Genomic DNA, 17,995 nt, shown 5'->3' with positions numbered 1-17,995 from the left:
CTTTATTCAACAAGATCACCAATCAAGTGGCTGAGCGGATACGTTTTGCAAGCCAATACATAACCTTGTTGCCGCTCCTCATCCGAAAGAGCTCCTTTCGAACACAATCCAATTTTGTATTCTCCCTTTTGGATTTTGACTTTGCACATTCCGCAACCTCCATTTGCACATCCATAAGGAATTTTTACTTGATGAGATCTCGCAGCTTTTAATAAATCCACGCTCTCTCCGCAAGAAAAAATTTCTCCGCCTATATGAATTTGATATACCATTATTATCTCCCTCCCAACATGATAATTTTTTCTATTATTCAAGCATGCTCTACAGCATAACGTTATGCGCCATTTTGCACCTGCTTTTACTAGCGCTGGCGAAAAGAAACAAAAATGCCATAGCATTGATCGCATCGTTGATGAACATAACATCATGGCTATCCGACACCTATAAGCATAATAAATATTTTTGCTTAAGGTATGTTTTCTTCTTCACGACCAATGCCGCAGTTCTTGAAAGCGTCGAACGGAGTTCTTAATCACGCAACATGTTCCCCATTCATAAACAATTAACTTTCTACTTTTGTATCTACCGATTTCATCTCTATTGTTCATGTCCTCTCCGTTTTTTCACAGATTCTCCAGCAATTCCCCAATGTTCTAGAGGCATTTCTTGAATCATGATGCGGACATTTTCTTTCGGCGCATCCAATACTTTGCACACCGTCTCCGTTAATTCATAGATAAGTGTCTCCTTTTTTTCCGGAGAACGACCTTCTAACAAGTGAACTTGAATGAAAGGCATACGTTTTGACTCTCCTTTCCAAAGATAAAAAGGCTTCAACCGAACGAAAGAAGTTCAGGCTTATGGAGAAAACGTTTTGCTATTGCATCGGCTAACTCCCGCTTAGAACGATTTCTACCATTGCACTGATTCCTGGTCACGAGAAAGTTTGTTATTGTTCAAATAATGGCCCCTGACACACTAGCACCGCAACCGTCGAAATAATGGCACCATTCCTTTAAAAAACTATAAAGATGAAGCATACATATGATCCAACATTTTTCGTAAATCGTTCTTTTAACATGATGCGGGAAGACAGCCGCTAAAGTGAGAAAATGCGATGCCGGCTGCAAAAAATTTCAAATCGCTTTTAGTGCAGGCTGTCTTTCTAGATAAAGCGTCAATGATTGAAATGTACAACAACCGTAACTGTTGTGTTGTACTAGGCATATTCGCAATGCTGTCTGGCTTTGAAAAAAGCGAATCATAACCTTGTTTTTGATAAAAACATAAAAATATTCTTATATTTCATTGTGAAAAAAATGCAAAAGCAAAGAATGAAAGCTGTCTCGATATTCCACTTGCGTCCAATGGCTGCATTGTCCGTAAATCATCATTTTTACCCACGGAAGATGTTTGGCAAAATAATAACTTGTCTCAACAGGAACGATCGGATCATTCAGCCCGTGAACGAGTAAAACTTGTTGTTGTATGCGGCACAAAGTGGCGCTTGGCAAAACAAGATCATCTACTATCCGCTGGCGAAGCGGAGGAAACATTGCTTCATAGGAACGGCGCACGGCAGGATTCATTGCCGCCTCAAAGCGCATTTTACTAATGCTGTCAAGATTGTCTTTAATAAAGCTTTCATCATATGCAAACCAGCGAATGATCTGCGTCATTGCCTCTGCGGATGGATCCTCATAAAACCCCCAAACGCGGTCAAGTTCTGGAGTCAATCGAAACGGAGCACCCGCCGAGCCCATCAACACAACGCGATCAATTCGATCAGGCGCCTCGGCCAATAAATGAAGAGCAACAGCCCCGCCTAAAGAATTTCCCACTAAATGAACGTTTTTCACTTCCAATTCATCCAAAAGGTCTTTAAGCTGATCCACCCATAACCTCATCCATGACCGGATGCCTTTCGGAGGTGAAGACGGATGTTCCGACATTCCAAAACCGATTAAGTCTGGCGCGATACAATCAAATCCCTTTTCCTTGAAAAAAGGGAGCGCATATTGCCAATTAGACCAAGCAGTTGCTCCAGGACCGGACCCATGGATAAAAAGAATCGCTTCATTATTTCCGATGCCGGTGCGGTAAAAATAAGTTTCATAGTCTCCGGTTTTGACACGGACACTTGTCGCTTCTTGCAAACCAATTCCTCCCCTCTCGACTCTATTATCGAATCATTTTCCAACACGTACTCCTGACACGAAATTAATTGACGCAATTTTTAGAAAATACTAATTATCCCAATCGTAAACGGTATTTATTGTTTATACAACTCCATTGTTTCATAATAAGAAACAAAAGGAAAAAATAACAAATTTTTTCATACATTAAAACAGATCCTTGGATAGACCTAACAAAGTGGAACGTGCTGTTAAAGAAATTTCCAGAAAAAAATGGGCATGAAATCGCAACAAAGCGAAACGTACTGTTAAAGAAATTAAAATTGGGCATGGAAACCGCATCAAAAGAACAATCCGTAAATTATGAATTCGCATGTCCGTATATAAAGAAGCTGACCCCAAACATCGACTTCAAGCGATTTTCGGTCAGCCATCTGAAGCATTTCTTTTTTAAGAATGCAAAATAAATAGCGAAGGGGCTGCAAACATCTCCTTACGTGTTTCCCGAATCAGAAGAGATGATCGAACCCCTTTAACAAGAATATTCTTAATCTTTGTATTTTTATGTTAGTGCTTTAGAGAATGATTCAATGAGTTCTCTTCGATGATAGAAAATACCTGTTCCAATTTTATCTTCCGTCCAAGTAATGGTCGGAAAGTCTGCATAGCTCATATAACCGCTTGTGTATGCTTCATTTCTATTGCCGGATGGATCAAAAAAGTAAACGGTAAGGCCTCGTGTAATGCCGTGTCTTGTTGGCGTCACTTCTGCTTGAACATTATTTTTGGTTAAAATATCTGCTGCCTTTAATACTTCATACCAGTTATCGACATAAAATCCTGCATGATGAAATTTCGCATCCGGTCCTTTCACGAATGCAAGATCGTGACCTTTGTTCGTCACTGACATAAAGCTTCCGACTAAATCTTCTCCATCTACCGTAACGATTTTCTCGGTTTGTCTAAAACCGAGCACTTCCGTAAAGAAGCGGGTTGCTGTTTTTAAATCATCGCCTGTTAAAAGAGCGTGATCCAATCGATGCGGAGCAATTCCTTTTAGTCCATCCGGCCATGGATCTGGGTTTAGATTCCCAGTTTTTGTCCCTACTTGTTCTATTTCCGTATACAGCTCCATATGATGGCCTGTTGGAAGCTGAAAACGAACCGCTTCTCCTTCTGCTAATCTAGTACCTTTGGAAATTCGGGAAAGTTTGCAGCCAAATTGCTCAATTTTATATTCTAATTTTTCCAGCTCGTAAATATCTTTTACCTTAAATGCCATATGATCCATTCCAGCTGTATCGGATTTTTGCAAAATGATGCTGTGATGGTCATATTCGTCCCAAGCTTTTAAATATACTCGATTTTCCTCGCGTCCTGTCACTTCAAGCCCAATGACATTTGTGTAATATTTTACAGATTCTTCTAAATCCAACACCCGAAGCTCCAATCGCCCTAATCTTAAAATTTCGCTCATTTGAATCCTCCCTTTCATTGAAAAATCTTATTTTAATGAATTTGATCATCAGCTCTTTCCATTAAAGCGTTTCCAATAAAGATAACGCAGCCTCGCAGCACAATCTGTCTTCTTCTTCTGAGCCGCCGCTGACCCCGATTCCTCCAGCTAAATCGTTTCCGTCATAAATCGGGTACCCTCCTCCGAAAACGACAAGCTTTTCTGTATGGACAATCCCAAGGCGCAAACTCGGCTCATCTTTGATCATGTCATACCATTGATGGGTCGGAATCCCGAATGCCGCTGCTGTATAGGCTTTATTTTGAGCAATTTGTATGCTTAAAAGAGGCGCCTCGTCCATCCGGAAAAACGATTTCAAATTTCCGCCTTGATCCACAATAGCAATGTTCACTTTCACTCCAAGTTCTTCAGCCTTTTGTACCGCTTTGTCAATCATTTTTTTCGCCAAGTCACTGCTGATGCTTTTTTGCTGTAAAAACGCCAACATTTCTTCCCCCTTTCCTAAAGTCAACACCGCTATCCTTTTGTAAATACTAGATTTTTCTCTTCCTTTTCTTCGATCTCTAATGTGAAATCGAAACTTCTGGCAATCCATTTTACTTTGACTCGAGAAATACTCCACACAGAAGATATGGATGGACCAAGCCAATAGATTTTTTTCTGCTTAGTAACAAGCACGCGTCCCTCAAACCACCCTTTTCCTATATCAATTGCCACGTCGTAGCATCCTTTTGGAGGAAGCATATAGTACCGATCCAAAATCAATTCATCTTTTGCATCAGTATGGATCATTTTTCCTTTTGTTTCGTAAAATTCTCCCAAGTAATCAGGAAGTTCTTCCATCAATCCTGATTGAATCTTATTTCGAATCAACGTAGAACTAATTTTTTCATCGTTTCGTTTGACATTTTCTACTTTCGTGACAGTGATTGAGTATCCGCTGTCTTCCTCCATCGTATCTAAACTTCCTTTTCCTTTTCGGCCGTACGTGAAGTCATATCCAGCTGCTACATGCTTGATTTGCAGCGGAACTAAATATTTCTGGACAAATTCCTTCGGCTCAAGTCTTGCAAATTCCGATGTAAATCGTATTAAATAAAAGTAATCAATGTCTAAATGGGAAAACTTTTTTGCTTTTTCGGCAGGCGGGAGCAAATATTGGACACGTTTTCCCGTTTTGCCGATTATTTCTTTAGGGTGCGGAAAAAAGCTGATAACCGCTGTTTTTACCCCCATTTTTTCCGCCAAGTTTTTAGCGGTCTGAATGACTTTTTGATGTCCGAGATGAACGCCGTCAAAAAACCCTAGTGCAGCAACGACAGGGCAAGAGGCAATAAGATCTAGATCATTTTGATGATCAATGATGATTGTTTTCAATGAAATGCCCCCTTTTTTTAGCTCGACGCCGTCGCTTGTTCGCTTTGAGCAAGCTGGTGGTATTTTCCGCTGAAAAACAGAAGCGGATCTTGCTCTGTCATGTTTATATCCGTCACTTCCCCGATGAAAAGGACATGATCACCTGCTTGAACCTCATTAACAACTTGGCAGGAAATTTGCGCAAGAGCATCTTTAATGACCGGCAGCCCCCCTAGCTGTTCAAATTGTACATCGACTGGTTTTTCCAGCTGCCCGGCAAAATTCATCGAAAGCACTTGTTGATCGTGCGACAAGATGTTAACAGCATATTTTTTTGATTGTTGAATTTTTTCCAGCATTTTCGCTTTTTCTCCAATGGAAATTAATACAAGCTTCGGATTTAAGGAAATGGACATAAAGGCATTTGCTGTCATTCCATGAATATCTCCGTTATGCTCCGTTGAAATGACCGTCACCCCTGTAGCAAATTTCCCCATCGCATTGCGAAACAAGCGATCGTCCATATCCACCAACTCCTTTCTTTTTATTTCTGCACAAGTTCTTTTTGTGGAGATACCCAAGTATCATTGAGCCAACCGTTTAGATCGTAATCATCCAAAGCGGAATCGACAAACTCTTTAAATCGGTCGGAATCTCCAGTTACATCAGCAATTTTTAACGTCTCTAGACGAATGTTCTCATGGTTGCCCGCATAGTTGATTTCATAAAGCTCATGACGTCCGCCAAATTCCGTTCCGATCGCATCCCAAATCATTTTCATCAATTTCACCCGCTCTTTTGCATCAATGCCTGAACCGCGATAATAACGATCGAGATACGGTCGCAGCTCCGGATTTAAAAAGTCGCTGGCACTGGAAGGCAATTGAATGAGGCCCCCCGCAACGATTTGTTCAAAAATTTGTTTGACGCGCGGCCATACCATTGGAGCGAGCACACGGTAAGCAGCGCCGTACTGAAGGTTCGGAAGTGCAACGCCATTTTTCGTTTCACAATTGGCTGCCATTGCGGTAGAAAGAGCCCAAAACATATTGCGAAGGGCAATAACCTCACCGATATTTGCCTGAACCCCACGAAACTGCTTCGTACCTGCCGCCTCTGTCGCTTTCATTAATAAGCCGACCATAAAGTCAAGCTTGACGGCAAAACGCGTACAACCTTGGAATGTAAAGCGGTTTACAAATCCCGTTTCAACAAAAAACCCGTTTACTACGTTTACATTTTTGTAGGCAAGTACGTTCTCCCAAGGAATAAATACATTATCTAATACAATGACTGCATCGTTTTCATCAAAACGGCTGGAAAGCGGATAATCAAACGGAGAACCTAATGTTTTTGCGATTTGTTCATACGATTGACGGCTGATCATTTTTACGCCAGGCGCATTCATCGGTACAAAGAAGACGAGTGCATGGCTTTGATCACCATCTCCTAAATCTTGAGCTCCATAGTTAGAGACGAAGTTATAATGAGTTAGTGCAGCTGCCGTTCCCACCATTTTGGCACCGTTTACAATAATACCGTCATCCCGCTCTTTTACAGCGCGAACATAAACATCTTTATTTTCATGAAGAGGTTTTGAACGGTCGACCTGCGGATTAATAATCGTATGGTTAATAAACGGAACTTCTTTTGTTGTTTTTTTGTACCAATTTCGCGCATTGTCCTCAAAACCTTCGTAATAATCCGCAAACGCTTTCAAATGTGCTGTGAAAGAAGCTTTATAATCAGGGGTGCGCCCCATAAAGCCATAGCTCAGCTTGGCCCATTGTGCAATCGCATCTCTTGCTTCTAAAAGATCTTGAGCATTTTTTGGTTCTTTAAAAAATTTGTGAGTTTGATAGCCTTCTTCAGTAGTCGTCGTTAAAATTTTTCCCATCTGTTCATCATGAAGAGCATCATACATTCTTGCTATGGAGCGAGCAGAGTTTTCGTATGCAGAATGTGTTGTAACATCATCAATCTTTTCTCCATTTAAATAAACAACCCTGTTATCTCTTAAACTTTCTAAATATTCCTTACCATTCATCATCTTTTATCACCTTCCTAAATGAAAATATAATGAACTTGTATTTCCTCTACGGTTCTATCATATAATTGATTTGAATTTTCAGACAATGACAGCGTTTGTTTAAAAATCATTGAAAACTAAACAATTGTTGTTGAAAATACACAAAAAAGACTGCCTCATTGCCAAACACCAGCATTGCGTCAAAATGGCAACAAGCTGGCGATTTGAGCGTGAGACAGTCTTCTCAAATAATATTCATACATATCTTGGCTTCGATCGCTTCCGGTGAATAGTCTCCAATCTTTTTTTATCATATAACGCTCTTACATATCCCTGTCTAATGTACTGAAATGTTGTAATCACATTTCCCGCTGATCTTTCAATGACCTAACAATGTGAACTTTCTTAATCCCTTGTGCTATCTGGGCATTGCTCTTTATTCCAACATGTTTGCGGCACCGCCGATAAGATCAGCGTTTCTTCTGCGCTGTCAGAAGCCGAATCGTCAGCAATCGGATCAAGTCACCGATCAGAAAGTGCTCTTTAAACTGCAAACGAACGACTCCCCGTTTTCAGGATTGTCCTTTCACATAAAAACCCCAGTCCGAGGCAGACTTTTTCAAAGCATCGTATTAAATGCATCGTTTTTTACTGCCTGCCTGTTGGGGATAATAGTATCGTACATTTTCATTATAAGTTCAATGTATTTATAACTTCCTCTACATCTGTTGTCGGCTGTTGGCAGGCAAAGTTTTCACATATATAAATAGTTGTTTCATTATTGATCATGCGATAATTTTTCGCAAATTCCGCAATTTGTGCAAATTGATTTGGATCTTCAGCAACTAACACTGAAAGTTCCATTGTATACGCCTGTTGAATACGATTCAATAATCTTTTCCTTTTGCTGCAATCTTTCGGACCAATAATGACAACCTCTTTTTGCGGCAGCTGTTCCATCAAAAGGCTTTGCAAGAAAAACGTATGACCGCTTGGGTATTGCTCCACTTCTTCTTTAAAAATAGAATACATTTGCTGAACGCTTTCGTGTAAATCCAAATTGCCGGTCAGCCTGCTCAATTTCAAAAGCGCGAAGGCCGCAACGCTGTTTCCTGAAGGGAGCGCACCATCATAAATTTCCTTCTCCTTGACAAGCATTGCTTCACTGTCATGACCTGTGAAGAAAAATCCGCCATTTTCTTGATCCCAAAAAAGATCAATCATTTTATCAGCAAGCTGTTTTCCTTTATGCAAATAAGTTAAATCAAATGTCGCTTCATACATTTCGATATAGGCCCAAAGAAGGTATGCATAATCATCAATGAACGCCTGTTGTTTTACTTCGCCATCGCGATAGCGCACCATAACTCTTCCGTCTACAATTAAATGATTTTCAATAAAATTCAGCGCCTTTTTTGCCATTTCGATATATGCTTCCTGATCAAAAACAGCTCCTGCTTTTGCTAGTGCAGCAATCATGAGAGCATTCCACGCGGTCAGCACTTTATCATCAACATGTGGAAACGGTCTTTCAATTCGTTTTTCAAAAAGCTTTTGTCTCGCCTGCTCCAATTGCTCTTTCAGCTCTTCCAGCCCCATTTGATAGGTAATTGCCGCTTTTTCTTCATTCGTATGAATAAGATTCGGGATATTTTTTCCTTCAAAGTTCCCTTCTTCAGTTATATCGTAAATATGACAAAACTGTTCGCCTAATTCCTGCCCGAGAATCTCTACCACTTCCTGTTTTGTCCATACGTAAAATTTCCCTTCCTCCCCCTCAGAATCTGCATCAATGGCAGAATAAAAAGCCCCTGATTCATTCCGCATGTCCCGTCGGACAAATTCAATGATTTGTTCTGCAATTGTTTTAAATTGAGGGTTTTGGGTCACTTGATAGGCCTCGGAGAATGTATAAAGCAAAAGGGCATTATCGTACAGCATTTTTTCAAAATGCGGAACAAGCCACATGGCATCTGTCGAATATCTGGCAAATCCGAAGCCGATATGATCCCAAATCCCTCCCTTTGCCATTTGCACAAGCGTTTTATTCACAAAATAAAGAGCATTTTCATGTTTAGTCCATTCGTGATATTTCATTAAAAACATGAGCATGTGAGGAATGGGGAACTTTGGTGCCTGACCAAACCCTCCATAAATTGTGTCAAAATTGCTTGAAAGCTGATGAAACGTTTCATGAAGAACGCTTTGCTTCAGCTCACCTTTCTTATTTCGACTGGCATTTTTATTTAAAACTTCCGTTATGCGTGCTGCTGTCTTTTCAATTTTTTCATGCTCTTTTTGATAAATTTCCGAAAGCTGCTGCAACACATCGATAAATCCCGGACGGCCAAAACGGCTTTGCTTAGGAAAATAAGTGCCTGCATAAAAAGGTTTTTGATCCGGTGTGATAAATACATTGAGCGGCCATCCGCCTTGCCCCGTGAGAATCTGGCATACCCTCATATATATGGAATCAATATCTGGTCGCTCCTCACGATCTACTTTTATAGCGACAAACCGTTCATTTAATATCTTTGCAACTTCTTCATCTTCAAAGCTTTCATGAGCCATGACATGGCACCAGTGACAAGTTGAATAGCCGATGCTGACAAGCAAAGGTTTGTTTTCTTTTTTTGCTTTTTCAAAAGCTTCTGATCCCCATGGATACCAGTCAACAGGATTATAAGCATGCTGAAGCAAGTACGGAGACTTTTCAGTGATTAATCGGTTAGGTTTATTGTTCGTTGACATACGACACCTTCTTTTCTCATGAATTTTTATTTTCATAATTGCCTTGCCCTAAATTCAAGTAAAAAAATTCGCTTAAAGGATCATGTCATTTTTGAAATGGAAGTCTGCGATCTGCTTAATAAAATAGGATACCGTTATTAACTATTCGATCTCCTGCTGCATATAACCTGCTTTAATATATAGTTCCTTTTATTGGATTCGGTATTTCACGAACTTTCATCTCTTTTACGATTTCTTCATTCTGAAGTTCTCGGGAGGAAGGCGAACGTTTTAACCACTTATAGGTTACCGTCGAATGACGTTGAATATAAATCGAAAGCTTGGTCAGAACTTCAATCATAAACGAACAAATTTATAGATTGATGAAAGTTGCCGGTATACAATCTGTTATTCGAAAAAAAGAAGAAATCTTATAAGCGTTCTACCCCTCAGCATGTTGCAGAAAATATATTGAATCGTGAATTCACAGCGGAAAAGCCAAATGAAAAATGGGTAGCTGATGTCACAGAATTAAAATATGGTGCATCAAAGAAATCCTATTTAAGTGCTATTCTCGATCTATATGATGGATCAATTGTGAGCTATGTTTTAGGACATTCCAATCATCATCTTGTATTCAAAACATTGGATCAGGCCACCGCACTTTTAAATGGAGAGCATCCACTTATTCATAGTGACCGTGGGTTCCAATATACCTCTCATGGTTTTAAACGTAGGATAGACCAAGCAGGGATGACACAAAGTATGTCAAGAGTAGGCAGATGTATTGATAATGGGCCAATGGAATCTTTTTGGGGAACGCTTTAAATGCGAGAAGTATTATTTACATAAGTATCAGACATTTGAAGAATTAGCTCTTGCGATGGATGAGTACATCCGCTTTTATAATTATGAAAGGTATCAAAAAAGATTAAACGGCTTTAGCCCCATGAAATATAGAGCTAAAGCCGCTTAGGTATATTTTTATTATTTCTACTGTCTACTTGACAGAGGGCAGTTCATTATTAGACAGCCCCTTCATATTTTTTAAACTATAAACACTTGAAAATTAATATACCATTATTAGGAATTAATTACAAAAAGAGATATCTAATGCTTTTTTTACTTTTTCAGTACCGGAATCCAAATTTCACATTTTACAGTCGGGGAAGTTAAATCTTTGCTTCCGATTGATAAGATTTCTGGACCTTCTATTTGTTCATAGTTTGAGGTTGGAAACCATTCAGAATAAATGCGTCCCCATACATCCTGCAGTGTATCAGGAAATGGTCCGATTGCTTCGAATACTGCCCATGTTGAGGCAGGAACTACAAGTTGTGTAAATTCAGCTGGACATTCCTTAGTTGTTGCTACGCCAATATAGTGATCAAGCTCCCCTTTTTCCTCCATTCTGCCTTCAGAAAAGTTCGTGGATGCTTGAATCAGGCCTAAAGGCTCGACATTCGAAAGTATTTTAAGTTTATTGATCTTTTCATCATCTAAGCTTTTCCACATCGAGGCAATTTCCGGATTAATTCCTTTGAAAATGATCGGAACTCTTTTTTTAATACCAACAATACGAAATGCCTCTTTTTCTACAATTCGATAGTTCATTTCATTTCCTCCCTTAATTGTTAACTGGAAGGTCATTCGTGGATAAGCTTTCAATAAATGACCACGATTTCTGGCTTCTGACGGTGTTATACCATGCAAGTTTTGAAAAGCTCTTGCAAAAGAATCTGGTGAGTTGTACCCATATTTTATCGCAATGTCGATGACCTTTACGCTGCTATCTTTAAGTTCAAATGCTGCAAGAGTCAGGCGTCTGCGGCGGATGTATTCTGATAGTGTAATACCTGCAAGAAAAGAAAACATCCTTTTAAAATGATATTCGGAACAGCAAGCGATTTTTGCCACCTCTTTAAAGTCAATATCATGTGTAAGGTTTTCTTCAATATACTGTATGGCTCTGTTCATGTTCTTAAGCAAATCCATTATATGACCTCCCTTGATTACAAGAATAGCAGGAGCTGAATGGATCTACACGATATTTTGTGCACAATTATGCAGGGTGGTGATATGATCATGTGCATTTTTGCGCAACCTGCTCAGTTTATGAATAAAAACGGTTTTATGATGGAACAAGTGAAATAGATCAGGTAAATAATGAAAGCAATATGTTTGTTTAGTATTTGGTGAAATGATCATTATCATAAATAAGCAAAAAAACGGCTCAATTTTCATAAACGGTTTTCGAACAAGTCCCTAAAATAAATCAAGTAGAGAAAAACGAGCTGTTTTTCTCTACTGATTTTGTATACCTTCGATTTTGATATGCAAGCAGTTGACGCCTTCTTCTTTCAGAATGTTGCGGGCTAATGCCATTTTTCTCCGCTTAGTGTCTTTGAATAATAAACTCCTCTTCAAGCAAAGTCCAATTTTGAGGGAAAGGCTCGCCAAGCACCCAATATGCCACTCCATTCAGTCCGTATTCTTTTACGAGATTAAACTTTGCCTGCATGCTTTGTTCATTTTCAAACCAGACCTCATGTGTTTTGTTTTGATCATCGGTGTAGCGAAACCAAGGTGCCTGCGCCTCGTTGTCATACTGAATTTCAACTCCTTCTTTCGCCGCTAGGTCTGCTGCTTCCGCCGGAGCGATTCGTTTGGCAAATTTACCGCCTTTTTTGTATGGTAAAGTCCAATCGTACCCATACAAAGGGGCGCCCATCACAATTTTGTTTCGCGGAATGACGGAAACGGCATAATCCAGTACTTTGCGAACTTGCGGAATCGGTGACACCGCCATTGGCGGACCGCCGGACCATCCCCATTCATACGTCATCAAAATAACAAAATCTGCTAACTCTCCATGTCTCTTATAATCATGGGCTCCGTGCCATGGTCCTCTTTGTTCATCGCTCGTTTTTGGGGCCAATGCAGTTGAAACCGTAAAGCCGGCTTTGCGAACCTGCGGCAAAATCGTTTCGAGAAAGCCGTTATACAGCTCACGATCCTTTTCCCGAATATGTTCAAAGTCGATATTTAAAGCTTTATATCCTTTTGCTTTCATCGTCTGAATAACGCCATTGATCAAACTTTTAGAGGCTGTTTTATCTGTAAAGATCCGATGAGCAATATCCGGTGAAAAATTTCCTTCTGTAAAATTGGTGATGACCATCATCGGAATCGCACCGGATTTTTTAGCAGCTGCGAGTGCTTCACTGTCTTCAATTGGAACAAGACTTCCATCGGCGTTCACTCGGTAACTGAAAAAAGCTACATATGATAAATGCTGGCTGACACCTTTTAAGTCAGAAACGGATTGCTGCGGAGTGATCGGCTCAAGAAATCCAATTGAGTTAATAGGTCTTTTGTCGCGGGCCGTCTGATCAGGCTTTACCTTTTGTATTCGTTTTGCTGGAGATTGGCTATGCTGTATCCTAATGAGCGAGCTATCTCCTTCATTCTGAGTTGTCGTTCCTTGCTGTTGATCATAAGAAGCGCCCTGCTTTTTATCATTTCCATTTCCGCATCCAGAAAGAGCGAGTGAAAGGCAGAGCAAAATGACAAATTTTCTCATCACAACATCTCCTCTTGTTTTTTCTTATACTTCCTACACAAGAGGATGAATATTCCCGAGTTTTTCACTTCTGTCCATAGATTCAGCAAACATGCGCTAGAAAAAGTATTTAAAAAAAGACTGTCGCAAAATACATAGAAATTTTTCATCTGCGGTCGACCTTTTTTACAGTTCCATTTTGCTGCGTGTTTCTCCGTACATTTTTTTCATCAGCTGCTTCGAATTTTTTTATTTACATCCTGAGCTCCAGAAGTTGCAATTTTTTTGTAGTCCTTCTACATACCGTTTGGAGTTACTTCAAAATTTTTAGAACGAATGTTGTTGATGCCTATCCATACATTTTTTCAAAAAAGACTGGTCAAATTTAACAAAATGTTATATAGTGTGTATATAGATATATACAGTAAAACAGTTCACTTGGAGGAGATCAATATGAACGATTGGAAGGAAGCGTTTTGGCTAGCAAAGTTTGAATTAAAAAAATTGAAATTAGGTTTTGTATTGCTTGCCTTGATGGCCATCATGTTTTCGATGTTTTTCGCCACTGTCATTCCGAAAAATATGGAAAGAAGCACCGTTATGCTAGATATTTTTTTCTTTATTGTATTTGGTTTTGGAACTGCATGGATCAAACCGAAAGAATTTAATCATCAAAAAATAGGCGGCGACTTTTGGGCATCCCCTTTTTTTATTACACTTAGGCAGCTGCCGATCCAAAAGGATGTGCTCATTAAGAGCAGATTTATTATTTTTTTCGCTTTTGCCGTTCCTTACTATTTAGGGGTATCCATTCTTACTTATGCGTTTTCCCCTGATCTTAGAGCAGCGTTGGACTTAAAGGAATATTTCGCATTTATCATGATTTGGATTGGTATCGGCATTCATTTAGGAGCTTCGTTTCCAGCTAGTGATGTCGGCTACCGGCTTTCGACGGTGAGGTTTGCCCTTTATATATTCGCTTTATTCTTTGGATTCATGTTTATCTTTACGATATTTAACATTTTATATGGAAACGGCTTTGTGCCCTTGACGATGCTCATCGCTGAAAAATGGCCTCTAGTAAGTATTATTGCGTCAGTTTTTTTCGCTGCTATAGGCGTGCTCTACTCGCAAAAATATATGTCCAAAAAAATTGAAAAAATGGATTATTTATTTTAAGAAGGAGGAAGTTGAATGGAGCTTCCTATTCAGATTGCAAAAGATTCTCCGGAGCCTATTTATTATCAATTGGAAGAACAAATTAAAGCGCTGATTGCAAGCGGTCAGCTTCCTGCTGGTTCGCCGCTGCCTTCGATCCGCACCCTTTCAAAAGACCTTGAAATTAGTGTGATTACGACTAGACGAGCCTACCAAAATCTTGAATATGAAGGGTTTATCCAGACAACACAAGGGAAAGGAACGTTTGTAGCTGACATAGACGATACTAAAAAAGAAAAAGTAAAGACAGAAACGGTGTACAAAGCTATTCAAACCGCGGTACAAACGGCGCTCCGCCATGACTATACGTTTGCAGAGATTGAGCAAATCTTTCAACAAGTAATGGTTGAATTGCGAGAAAAGGAGGGTTCTTAATGCAGCCTTGGTTAGAAATCATGCAGTTAAGAAAAACGATCGATGATTTTCAATTAGGGCCAATTGATCTTTCATTTGAGCCTGGAACGATTCATGCACTCATTGGGAAAAACGGAGCTGGTAAAAGTACACTAATGAAAATGCTGATGAATCTTGCGAAAAAAGATGAGGGGCAGATCCGCTTATTTGGTCAATCAATACAAAATCGTGATGAAAGCTGGAAGCAGCACATCTCGTACCTGCCGCAGACATTGATTGGATGCAATTCCTTTACCGGATTGGAATTGATGAAGCTCACTTCCCATTGGTATTCAACATGGGATCAGAAATATTTCGACCAGCTTGTACAAATGTTCGATATCCCTTTAAGAAAACTATATCGAAATTTATCACAAGGTGTTCAAAAGAAATTAAGCATCGCCTTAACTTTAGCCTGCGATACCGACATTTTGATTCTTGATGAACCAACCGCTCATATGGATATCCCTTCAAAACAAATGCTGATGGATATTCTCGTAGAATGGATGGAAAGAAGCGAAAAGCTGATGATCATTGCCAGCCATCAAACAGATGATATTCGAAAGCTTGCTGATTATCTAATTGTACTGAAAAACGGACAATTGCTTGGAAAATTTGAAAAAGAAGAATTAGCCAGCAGATATAAACGTTACTTTTTGCAGCGGCCTCTGCCAAATAAACCGATACCGGGTGAAGTTGGAAGAAAAGGAAAGCAAATTGTCATCACTCAACAACAAGAAAATACAGAACAGTATTTAATAGAGCATCAATACGATTGGATCAAAGCAGAATCGTTAGAGTTGGAAGAGATTATCACGATTATGCTCAATCAACCAATTTATCAGAAAGGAACATAAATATGAACGAAACGGTTTTAACAGTCGAAAAATTAGGAAAATCATTCAAACATCAGCCGATTATCCAAAATATATCGTTTGAAGTGAAAAAAGGGGAAATTATGGCGGTATTAGGACCGAACGGGGCTGGAAAATCAACGATCATTCGAAACATTATGGGGATTATGTATCCAGATGAAGGAAGCATTACATTCCACAATAGCCAAAAAAATATAATCCCGCGCCATAAAATTGGCTATTTGCCGGAAGAACGCGGTTTATATAAAAATGTCAAAGTAATGGATATTCTCCTTTATTTAGCAGATTTAAAAAACTACCCATTAAAAAAAGCAAAAGAGCGGGCTAAAGTCTATTTAAAAAAATTTGGCTTAGAAGGAAAAGAACAGTCATCAATTGATGAACTATCAAAAGGAATGGGACAAAAAGTACAGTTTATCGCTTCGATCCTGCATGAGCCTGAACTGCTCATCTTAGACGAACCGTTTTCCGGATTAGACCCTGTGAGCCAGGAGTTATTTAAAAAAGAAATAAGAAGCTTAGCTAATAACGGCACAGCGATTCTTCTATCTTCCCATCAAATGAATATAGTAGAAGAGATGTGTGACAGATTATTTATGATCCATCGCGGCCACAAGGTGGTTTATGGATCGATAGAGGAAGTAAAGAAAACATATGCGAATTTCAAATGTGTCATCCGCGGAAAAAATGACCGCGCCGTACTAGAACAAATTTCTGGTGTTCAACGAATAGAACAAAATGAAGATGTATCAACTCTTTATTTAACAAAAGACATTCAACCTGCCAAATGGTTAAAAAACCTTCCGGAATATATGATAATTCAAGAATTATCGCTTGACCGCATTTCCCTGCATGAAATCTTTATTGATGTTGCCACAGATCAAAATTTATTACAGGAAGCTGGTGAAAATTATGAGTAATACTATAAAAATAGCAAAATGGGAAATAAAGCGGAATTTAAAAAACAAATCATTTATCATCAGCTTGTTTATAACGCCTATTCTCTTTTTAGCTTTTTTCCTGCTCGGAAATCTTGCCAATTCAGATGAGGATCAAAGTGTAACAACTGTTTATGTCAATGATAAGCTGAATATTTTGCCAGCCTTGCAGGAAGCAGTACAGCTTCACAACCTTCCATTCAAGCTTCAGAAAACTGGCATCGCGGAAGATAAGATAGAAGATTTGCTAAAAAATAGAGAGAATACAGCCTATTTGTTTATCGGTGAACAGTCATTAACGGATGGCGTTGTCCCTGTTTACACAAGCGATGTGATTAGCCCGATGTTTGCCAATCAAATTCAGCTGCTGGCAGAGCCGTTAAAAGCTTTGCAGTTGGAGCAGCTTGGTTTATCGAAAAATCAATTAGCAGCCATTTCGAAAGGAATCGTCTTTGAACAATCGACCGTTAGTGAAATCTCAAAAACTGAAGGCGGAGGAAGAGAAACGGAAAAAATTTTAGAACGCATTGTACCAGGGGCCTTTGCCAGCATCATTTTACTATCCATTGTTTTTAGCGGCATGATGATTTTTCAAAGCGCCTCGCAGGAAAAGAAAGATAAAATTGCGGAAATCATTCTTTCATCGGTCACGCCAAAAGACCTCATGCAAGGTAAAATTATTGGTTATTTCCTATTAGGAATGTTACAAGTTGTTGTATTTTTCATTTTTATCATTCCAATCGTTTTATGGAAAATTGATGTTCCGATATTTCACTATTTGTTCGTTCCTCATCTTTTTCTTTTCATCGGGATTGCCCTTTTAGGCTACTTGCTGTTTTCGTCAATTTTTGTCGGCATCGGCGCCACAATGGCAGATATATATACCGCCGGCAACTTTCAAGGATTAGTTATCCTGCTGCCATTTTTGTCATTTGTTTTTGTCGGACCTGTGCTGACAGATCCAAGCGGGCTATGGGCGCAAATCGGCACCTATCTTCCATTCACATCACCCGCTGTTTTGATTCTTCGTTTGGCGATATTAGAGGAATGGCCATGGGCGGAAATTGTCATATCACTTGCAATCTTAATAATAAGTGTTTGGATCTTTATGAAACTAGCTGGAAAAATATTTAAAGTCGGCATCTTAATGTACGGAAAAAATGCCACGCCAAAAGAAATATGGACTTGGATCAGACAATGATCAAAATAAAAAAATCGGCTAAACGCCGATTTTTTATGGTTTGGTGAAGATGAATAACATTTGCAAGCTGCGTAGTTATGA

Annotated in this window: 16 protein-coding genes and 1 pseudogene; 6 read left to right on the top strand and 11 right to left on the bottom strand. The window is 39.3% G+C overall.

Annotated elements, in window-relative coordinates:
* Window positions 1–2: 2 nt before the first annotated feature.
* From NST97_RS02110 to NST97_RS02070, 9 genes are all read right to left on the bottom strand, one after another.
* The gene (locus NST97_RS02110) at window positions 3–272 is read right to left on the bottom strand and encodes a 2Fe-2S iron-sulfur cluster-binding protein (protein WP_063389622.1); all 270 of its coding nucleotides are present in this window, start codon (window positions 270–272) and stop codon (window positions 3–5) included.
* A gap of 325 nt (window positions 273–597) precedes the next feature.
* Complete coding sequence (locus NST97_RS02105) at window positions 598–837, bottom strand: 4-oxalocrotonate tautomerase (protein ID WP_341342873.1); 240 nt, start codon at window positions 835–837, stop codon at window positions 598–600.
* A 461-nt stretch (window positions 838–1,298) separates the two neighbouring features.
* The gene (locus NST97_RS02100; RefSeq protein ID WP_339195349.1) at window positions 1,299–2,156 is read right to left on the bottom strand and encodes an alpha/beta fold hydrolase; all 858 of its coding nucleotides are present in this window, start codon (window positions 2,154–2,156) and stop codon (window positions 1,299–1,301) included.
* Window positions 2,157–2,697: 541 nt separating this feature from the next.
* Window positions 2,698–3,612, bottom strand: a complete 915-nt coding sequence (locus NST97_RS02095) for a catechol 2,3-dioxygenase (protein ID WP_063389734.1) — start codon at window positions 3,610–3,612, stop codon at window positions 2,698–2,700.
* 61 nt (window positions 3,613–3,673) lie between these two features.
* Complete coding sequence (locus NST97_RS02090) at window positions 3,674–4,099, bottom strand: GlcG/HbpS family heme-binding protein (protein ID WP_339229089.1); 426 nt, start codon at window positions 4,097–4,099, stop codon at window positions 3,674–3,676.
* A gap of 29 nt (window positions 4,100–4,128) precedes the next feature.
* Window positions 4,129–4,989, bottom strand: a complete 861-nt coding sequence (locus NST97_RS02085; protein WP_339199741.1) for an FAD synthetase family protein — start codon at window positions 4,987–4,989, stop codon at window positions 4,129–4,131.
* Between the two features lie 17 nt (window positions 4,990–5,006).
* Complete coding sequence (locus NST97_RS02080; protein WP_063389616.1) at window positions 5,007–5,492, bottom strand: flavin reductase family protein; 486 nt, start codon at window positions 5,490–5,492, stop codon at window positions 5,007–5,009.
* Between the two features lie 20 nt (window positions 5,493–5,512).
* The gene (locus NST97_RS02075; protein ID WP_341342872.1) at window positions 5,513–7,018 is read right to left on the bottom strand and encodes a 4-hydroxyphenylacetate 3-hydroxylase family protein; all 1,506 of its coding nucleotides are present in this window, start codon (window positions 7,016–7,018) and stop codon (window positions 5,513–5,515) included.
* Window positions 7,019–7,687: 669 nt separating this feature from the next.
* Window positions 7,688–9,748, bottom strand: a complete 2,061-nt coding sequence (locus NST97_RS02070) for a thioredoxin domain-containing protein (protein ID WP_341342871.1) — start codon at window positions 9,746–9,748, stop codon at window positions 7,688–7,690.
* Between the two features lie 283 nt (window positions 9,749–10,031).
* Between NST97_RS02070 and NST97_RS02065 the strand changes: the two are divergent.
* Window positions 10,032–10,703 (top strand): annotated as a pseudogene (locus NST97_RS02065) (IS3 family transposase); the annotation flags it as partial.
* A 146-nt stretch (window positions 10,704–10,849) separates the two neighbouring features.
* On the opposite strand, the gene NST97_RS02060 reads toward NST97_RS02065, so the two are convergent.
* Window positions 10,850–11,722, bottom strand: coding sequence for an AraC family transcriptional regulator (locus NST97_RS02060; RefSeq protein ID WP_341342870.1), 873 nt, complete (start codon window positions 11,720–11,722; stop codon window positions 10,850–10,852).
* Between the two features lie 400 nt (window positions 11,723–12,122).
* A complete protein-coding gene (locus NST97_RS02055) occupies window positions 12,123–13,310 on the bottom strand; it encodes a glycosyl hydrolase family 18 protein (RefSeq protein WP_130157876.1) in 1,188 nt (395 codons plus the stop codon).
* Window positions 13,311–13,742: 432 nt separating this feature from the next.
* On the opposite strand from NST97_RS02055, the gene NST97_RS02050 reads away from it, so the two are divergent.
* The 5 genes from NST97_RS02050 to NST97_RS02030 are packed head-to-tail and all read left to right on the top strand — an operon-like array spanning window position 13,743 to window position 17,914.
* Window positions 13,743–14,468 carry a hypothetical protein gene (locus tag NST97_RS02050; RefSeq protein WP_341342869.1) on the top strand — a complete coding sequence of 242 codons (726 nt, stop codon included), beginning with the start codon at window positions 13,743–13,745 and terminating at the stop codon, window positions 14,466–14,468.
* Between the two features lie 15 nt (window positions 14,469–14,483).
* Window positions 14,484–14,882 (top strand): GntR family transcriptional regulator, encoded by a 399-nt coding sequence (locus NST97_RS02045; RefSeq protein WP_341342868.1) that lies wholly within the window; start codon window positions 14,484–14,486, stop codon window positions 14,880–14,882.
* The gene (locus NST97_RS02040; RefSeq protein WP_341342867.1) at window positions 14,882–15,757 is read left to right on the top strand and encodes an ABC transporter ATP-binding protein; all 876 of its coding nucleotides are present in this window, start codon (window positions 14,882–14,884) and stop codon (window positions 15,755–15,757) included. The genes NST97_RS02045 and NST97_RS02040 overlap by 1 nt, the downstream gene beginning before the upstream one ends.
* Before the next feature lie 2 nt (window positions 15,758–15,759).
* Window positions 15,760–16,695: an ABC transporter ATP-binding protein gene (locus tag NST97_RS02035; RefSeq protein ID WP_341342866.1), complete on the top strand. Its 936-nt coding sequence runs from the start codon at window positions 15,760–15,762 to the stop codon at window positions 16,693–16,695.
* Window positions 16,688–17,914 carry an ABC transporter permease gene (locus tag NST97_RS02030; RefSeq protein ID WP_341342865.1) on the top strand — a complete coding sequence of 409 codons (1,227 nt, stop codon included), beginning with the start codon at window positions 16,688–16,690 and terminating at the stop codon, window positions 17,912–17,914. Before NST97_RS02035 ends, NST97_RS02030 begins: the two co-directional genes overlap by 8 nt.
* Window positions 17,915–17,995 lie beyond the last annotated feature (81 nt).

It is taken from the genome of Aeribacillus sp. FSL K6-1305 (assembly GCF_038050115.1).
Taxonomy (GTDB): Bacteria; Bacillota; Bacilli; order Bacillales; family Aeribacillaceae; genus Aeribacillus; species Aeribacillus composti.
Note: the sequence above shows the minus strand (reverse complement) of the source record. Positions and strands in the feature narration are given on the sequence as shown.